The following is a 4,848-nucleotide window of genomic DNA, read 5'->3' on the forward strand; positions in this document are numbered from 1 at the left end:
GTGGGAACGGCTGCGGCTGCCGCATGAAGTGGACGGCTCGCACGGCAGCTTCCGGGCACCCCGGCAGGCCTGCACGCTGGACGCGTCCAACCACTACGAGGCGGTACAGGCCTGGCTCGCGCTGCACGAAACAGCCCCCACCCAGCGCGCCTATCGCAAGGAGGCGGAACGCCTGATCCTGTGGGCGATCGTCGAACGCGGGCGGGCACTGTCGTCGCTGACCACGGAAGACGCGATCGCGTACCGGGCGTTCCTGCGCCGGCCCACGCCGCGCGAACGCTGGATCGGGCCGCCGCGGCCGCGCACCGCCCCCGACTGGCGGCCGTTCGCCGGCAACCTGTCCGCGCGGTCCACCGCGTATGCGCTTTCGGTGGTGGGCGCACTGTTCCGCTGGCTGATCGAGCAGCGGTACGTGCTTGCCAACCCCTTTGCCGGGATCAAGGTACGCGGCCGCACGCGGGTCACGCCGCTCGACACATCGCGCGGCTTCACCGAGGGCGAGTGGCTGCTCGTGCGCGCCATCGCGGATGGACTTGAATGGTCATATGATTGGGCTGAGCCGGCTGCGCAGCGGATGCGTTTCATGCTCGACTTTTCCTATGCGACCGGATTGCGCGTCAGCGAACTCGTCGGCGCCACGCTCGGTGAGATCCGCACCAATGAACACGGCGATCACTGGCTGCATCTGGTCGGCAAGGGCAGCCGGCCCGGCAAGGTCGCGTTGCCGCCGCTGGCGCGTACGGCGCTCGATCAGTATCTCGTGCAGCGCCGACTTCCAGTCACGCCGGCACGCTGGGAGCCGAAAACGCCGCTCGTCGCGAACCTCGAACAGGACAGCACCACGGGCATTACCGGAACCCGATTGTGGAACGTGATGCGGCGCTTCTTTGACCAGGCCGCCGAAGTCATCGGCGCCGACCATCCGACGGCCGCGGAGAAGCTGCGACGCGCCAGCCCGCACTGGATGCGCCATACGCACGCCTCCCATGCACTTGCCCGCGGGGCGGAACTGACGACCGTGCGGGATAACCTGCGCCACGCCCGAAGGCGCTTCAGGACCTTGGCCAGGCCCGGGGCAAGCGTGGTTCGCGGCGTCTTTGTCTTCTTCATCGGGCAGCTCGAAAATTTTGCTGCCCAATTTTAACCTAGCCCCTTACTGCAACAGAACCGTCAGGCACGCTGTTTGCACAAATTCTGAGCCTGCCCGTCAACGGGCGGCGAAATCCATCCACGAATTGTTTTGCATCGGAGGCCGGCCATTAACAAGGATCAGGTAAAGGGTGTGGCGGAGAAGGTCAAAGGCAAGGTGAATGAGACCATTGGCCGCGCAACGGGCGACCGGAAACAGGAAGTCCCGGGCGATGTCCAGCAGGCGGCGGGCGAAAAAAGACAGGCGACGTCAAGAAAGCCGTCAAGGACACGACCAGAAAGCCCGTCTGAAGCAGGGTTGCGTCGCGCTCCCGTTAGCCGGCGGGTCAGCGCGAAGCATCTGAATGGAGACGCCTGATGCGTATCGCGCAGATCGCCCCGTTGCACGAAGCGGTTCCGCCAAAGCTGTATGGCGGTACGGAACGCGTGGTGTCGTATCTCACCGAGGCCCTCGTCGACCTCGGACACGATGTGACGCTGTTCGCAAGCGGGGATTCGCAGACAGGCGCGCGCCTCGAGCCGGTATGGCCGCACTCGCTGCGGCTCGATCCGGGAATTGGCGACCCATTTGCCCTGCACCTGGTGTTGCTCGAGAAGGTCCGTCGCGTGGCGCATACGTTTGACGTTTTGCACTTCCATCTGAGCTATCTGCCGTTTCCCACGTTTTCACCACTCGGCGTGCCGTTCGTGACCACGCTGCACGGGCGGCTCGATCTGCCCGAACTCAACCGGTGTTCGACATGTTCCCGCAGGCGCCCGTCGTTTCGATATCCAATTCGCAGCGGATGCCGTTGCCGGACGCGAACTGGCTCGATACGATCTATCACGGCCTGCCGGAAAATCTGCTGACGCCGCAAGTGCCAACGGAACCTGCATATCTGGCTTTCCTCGGCCGGACCTGTCCTGAAAAGCGCGTGGACCTCGCGATCGAGATCGCCGCGCGCGCCGGTCTGCCGCTGAAGATTGCCGCGAAGGTGGACCGGGCCGATGAAGCCTACTTTGCAAACGTGATCCAGCCGCTACTGGCGCGCCCGCATGTCGAATTCATCGGCGAGATCAATGACGCGCAGAAGCCCGGATTTCTCTCGGGCGCGCGGGCGCTACTGTTCCCGATTGACTGGTCCGAGCCGTTTGGCCTGGTGATGATCGAAGCAATGGCCTGTGGCACGCCCGTCATTGCGTTCAACCGGGGCTCGGTGCCGGAGGTGATTGCCCACGGTGTGACCGGCTATATTGTTGAGGACGTGTCAGGCGCAGTCGACGCCGTGACACGGCTCGACGCTCTGTCGCGGACGGACATTCGTGCGGCCTTCATGCGCCGCTTCACCTCGGTGACCATGGCGCAGCACTACATAGACATTTATACCTCGCTTGCCCGGACAGCAGGCCCCCCAACGCTACGTCAGGTCGTCGCGGGCTGACCGGGCCACGGAACACCTGGTCGCATCCCCATACCTGATGTGCGGTCTGGCCGTCCCGCGCCTGCCGCCCGTCAGCAGACCGGAAACACGAAGGATTCCGGAATCCGGACAGATGACGCGCCCTCTGACGGCGACATGCTGCCCCAGGTAAGGTAGCAGGAGCTTCGGGTCCGTTGCGCCGGCCTTGCCGAGCAGGATGTCGGTCCGACCTTGTCGTCGTCCAGCAGCAGGTCGTGTAGTCCCCCGGCGCGTATTGTCCGTTCCCTTGCTGTATCGTGCCGCCGATCCAGATGTCCTGCTGCAGCGACAACGTTTTTCAGGGGCGGCCCGGCGGTACCGCCATAGCAGGACATGAACCGGCAATCAGCACGGCTGCCGCAAGCCGTGCGCCTGACAGGTTTTCATGATGAGGCTCCCTGTTCGTTCTCCCGTTCCCCGTCGCGGTCGATGATTCCGGGCCGCTCCGGGAGGACACGAGGCAGGCCCTCGGGTTGCCCGTCAGAGTGCGCTCACTCCGGATCGAAGCGGTCGCCCGAAGCTCACTGGATCGGTGGCACCACGCCGAGCTTCTCGGCGAGCATCCGCTCATACATGCCGAAGTGCAGGTCGACTTCCTCCTGACTGACCGGCGTCACGGTGATGTTCACCTGCTCCGGCAGCAGCCCGAGCACCACCGCGATGGCCGCTTCCAGGTGCGGTGCACAAACGCTGTCTTCCATCAGGGTCGTGCCCACGGCGATATCGTAGGTTTGTTCCTGCCGGAAGACGATCTCAACCAGCCGCGCGCGGGCGCTCATGTTGTTGTCGATCGCGAGTCGCACGACCTCCGTCACGCTACGCATCAACTCCGTCGGAAAGCCTCGGGTTGAGCGCAGCCGGACGCGGTGTCTGCCAAGCGTGAGCCAGTCCGAATCGAATTCCATAGTTGTCCTCTCCCTGTCGTTGCAATGCACCACGAGAATAGGATTTGGCAGGCGATTTTCAAGACCGGAATTTCACCCCCTTGAAATTGTCGCTAGAAGTCCTATCTTTGTTTTCGCTCAGGCAGATGCGCCGGTCCCATCCGGTGCGCTGCGTGTTTCGATTTGTTTGCCAGCAGCTTGGCAGGCGAACTGGAGCGCGTAGGCCCGTTCGCCTCCTCGCTGCATCGAAGGAGGATACGATGAGTGATCTCTTTTCCGGAACCGACCTGTTCAGCGAGTTTGACCGTCTGCAGCGGCAGATGGACAGTCTGTTCGGCGGTCTCCCGTCCAGCATCCGCGCCGGCCGCTTCGGCGCCTTTCCGCAGGTCAATATCGGCACGACCGAGGACTCGATCGAGATCGTCGCGTTCGCACCCGGCCTGAAGCTGGCCGACCTCGACGTGTCGATCGACAAGGGCCTGCTGACCATCAGCGGCGAGCGCAAGCCCGCCCAGGGCGGGAACGATGACAGAACCCGCGACGACGCCCGCACCTACGCACAGGAGCGCTTCACCGGCAGTTTCCGGCGCGTGATCGAGCTGCCGCAGAATGCGGACCCCGACAAGGTACAGGCGCGCTACACCAACGGTTGCCTGTCGATCAGCGTGGGCAAGCGCGAGGCGTCGAAGCCGCGGGCTATCACCGTCCAGTAATGCCAGTCATTCAAGGAGCGAGCCATGAACGACAAGACCCAGGTCGCTGAACGCGACCAGAAAGCGGTAACACGACGCGAGGGCGACCCACCGGCACGACGGATGACGCTCACGCCGGCAGTCGACGTGTTTGAGGACAGCCAGGGCATCACGCTCTGGGCGGACCTCCCGGGCGTCCCGAAGGACAAACTCGATGTGAAGGTGCACGACGGCAATCTTTATATCGAGGCCGAAGCGGTTGTGCCGACGCCGGCAGGTCTGCGGCTGCAGCACGCCGAGATCCGTGAACCGCATTTCGCGCGCGCGTTCTCCGTGAGCCCGGACTTCGACACATCGAAGATCGATGCGAACCTTCAGGACGGCGTCCTGAAACTGACGATTCCGCGTCGCGACGAGGCACGGCCGCGACGGATCGAGGTGAGGACGAACTGAGCGCGGGAGACGGGCAACGACGGCGCGAGAAAGACCGGTGGCGGCCGGGAGGTCGCCACCCCGCGGCTTCGTGGAGGCGCGGGCGCAGAAGTTCGTGGACGGATATGGACTGCGACGGTCAGGACCCGGCGGCATGGCAGCTGCAAGCCGACTGGCATCTACTGGCATCTGCCGCATTGCGCGATGCCCCGCCGCAGTCAAGGGGCGACAGCAGAAGCGATGCAGCGCGAG

At 64.2% G+C, this 4,848-nt stretch carries 4 protein-coding genes and 2 pseudogenes; 5 read left to right on the forward strand and 1 reads right to left on the reverse strand.

The window, feature by feature from the left end; genetic code table 11:
• The 3 genes and pseudogenes from HV744_RS36020 to HV744_RS36030 all read left to right on the forward strand — a co-directional run.
• Window positions 1-1,042: pseudogene (locus HV744_RS36020) on the forward strand (tyrosine-type recombinase/integrase); the annotation flags it as partial.
• Window positions 1,043-1,306: 264 nt separating this feature from the next.
• Entirely contained in the window at window positions 1,307-1,507 is a 201-nt protein-coding gene (locus HV744_RS36025) for a CsbD family protein (protein WP_246279376.1), read from the forward strand.
• A pseudogene (locus tag HV744_RS36030) lies at window positions 1,507-2,570 on the forward strand (glycosyltransferase family 4 protein). Before HV744_RS36025 ends, HV744_RS36030 begins: the two are co-directional and overlap by 1 nt.
• Window positions 2,571-3,109: 539 nt before the next feature.
• Here HV744_RS36030 and HV744_RS36035 read toward each other — a convergent pair.
• Entirely contained in the window at window positions 3,110-3,493 is a 384-nt protein-coding gene (locus HV744_RS36035) for a hypothetical protein (protein ID WP_175154011.1), read from the reverse strand.
• A gap of 239 nt (window positions 3,494-3,732) precedes the next feature.
• Here HV744_RS36035 and HV744_RS36040 point away from each other — a divergent pair, with 239 nt between their 5' ends.
• Together HV744_RS36040 and HV744_RS36045 are read left to right on the forward strand one after the other, a co-directional pair.
• A complete protein-coding gene (locus tag HV744_RS36040; protein WP_175154012.1) occupies window positions 3,733-4,185 on the forward strand; it encodes an Hsp20/alpha crystallin family protein in 453 nt (150 codons plus the stop codon).
• A gap of 24 nt (window positions 4,186-4,209) precedes the next feature.
• Window positions 4,210-4,617, forward strand: coding sequence for an Hsp20/alpha crystallin family protein (locus tag HV744_RS36045; RefSeq protein WP_175154013.1), 408 nt, complete (start codon window positions 4,210-4,212; stop codon window positions 4,615-4,617).
• Window positions 4,618-4,848: the final 231 nt, after the last annotated feature.

Source organism: Paraburkholderia ultramafica (assembly GCF_902859915.1).
In the GTDB taxonomy this organism is placed as follows: domain Bacteria; phylum Pseudomonadota; class Gammaproteobacteria; order Burkholderiales; family Burkholderiaceae; genus Paraburkholderia; species Paraburkholderia ultramafica.

What these genes read in the sequence shown, in the direction of transcription:
- HV744_RS36035 (WP_175154011.1), bottom strand. Translation starts at nt 3,493, where the DNA reads ATGGAATTCGATTCGGACTGGCTCACGCTTGGCAGACACCGCGTCCGG.
- HV744_RS36040 (WP_175154012.1), top strand. Translation starts at nt 3,733, where the DNA reads ATGAGTGATCTCTTTTCCGGAACCGACCTGTTCAGCGAGTTTGACCGT.
- HV744_RS36045 (WP_175154013.1), top strand. Translation starts at nt 4,210, where the DNA reads ATGAACGACAAGACCCAGGTCGCTGAACGCGACCAGAAAGCGGTAACA.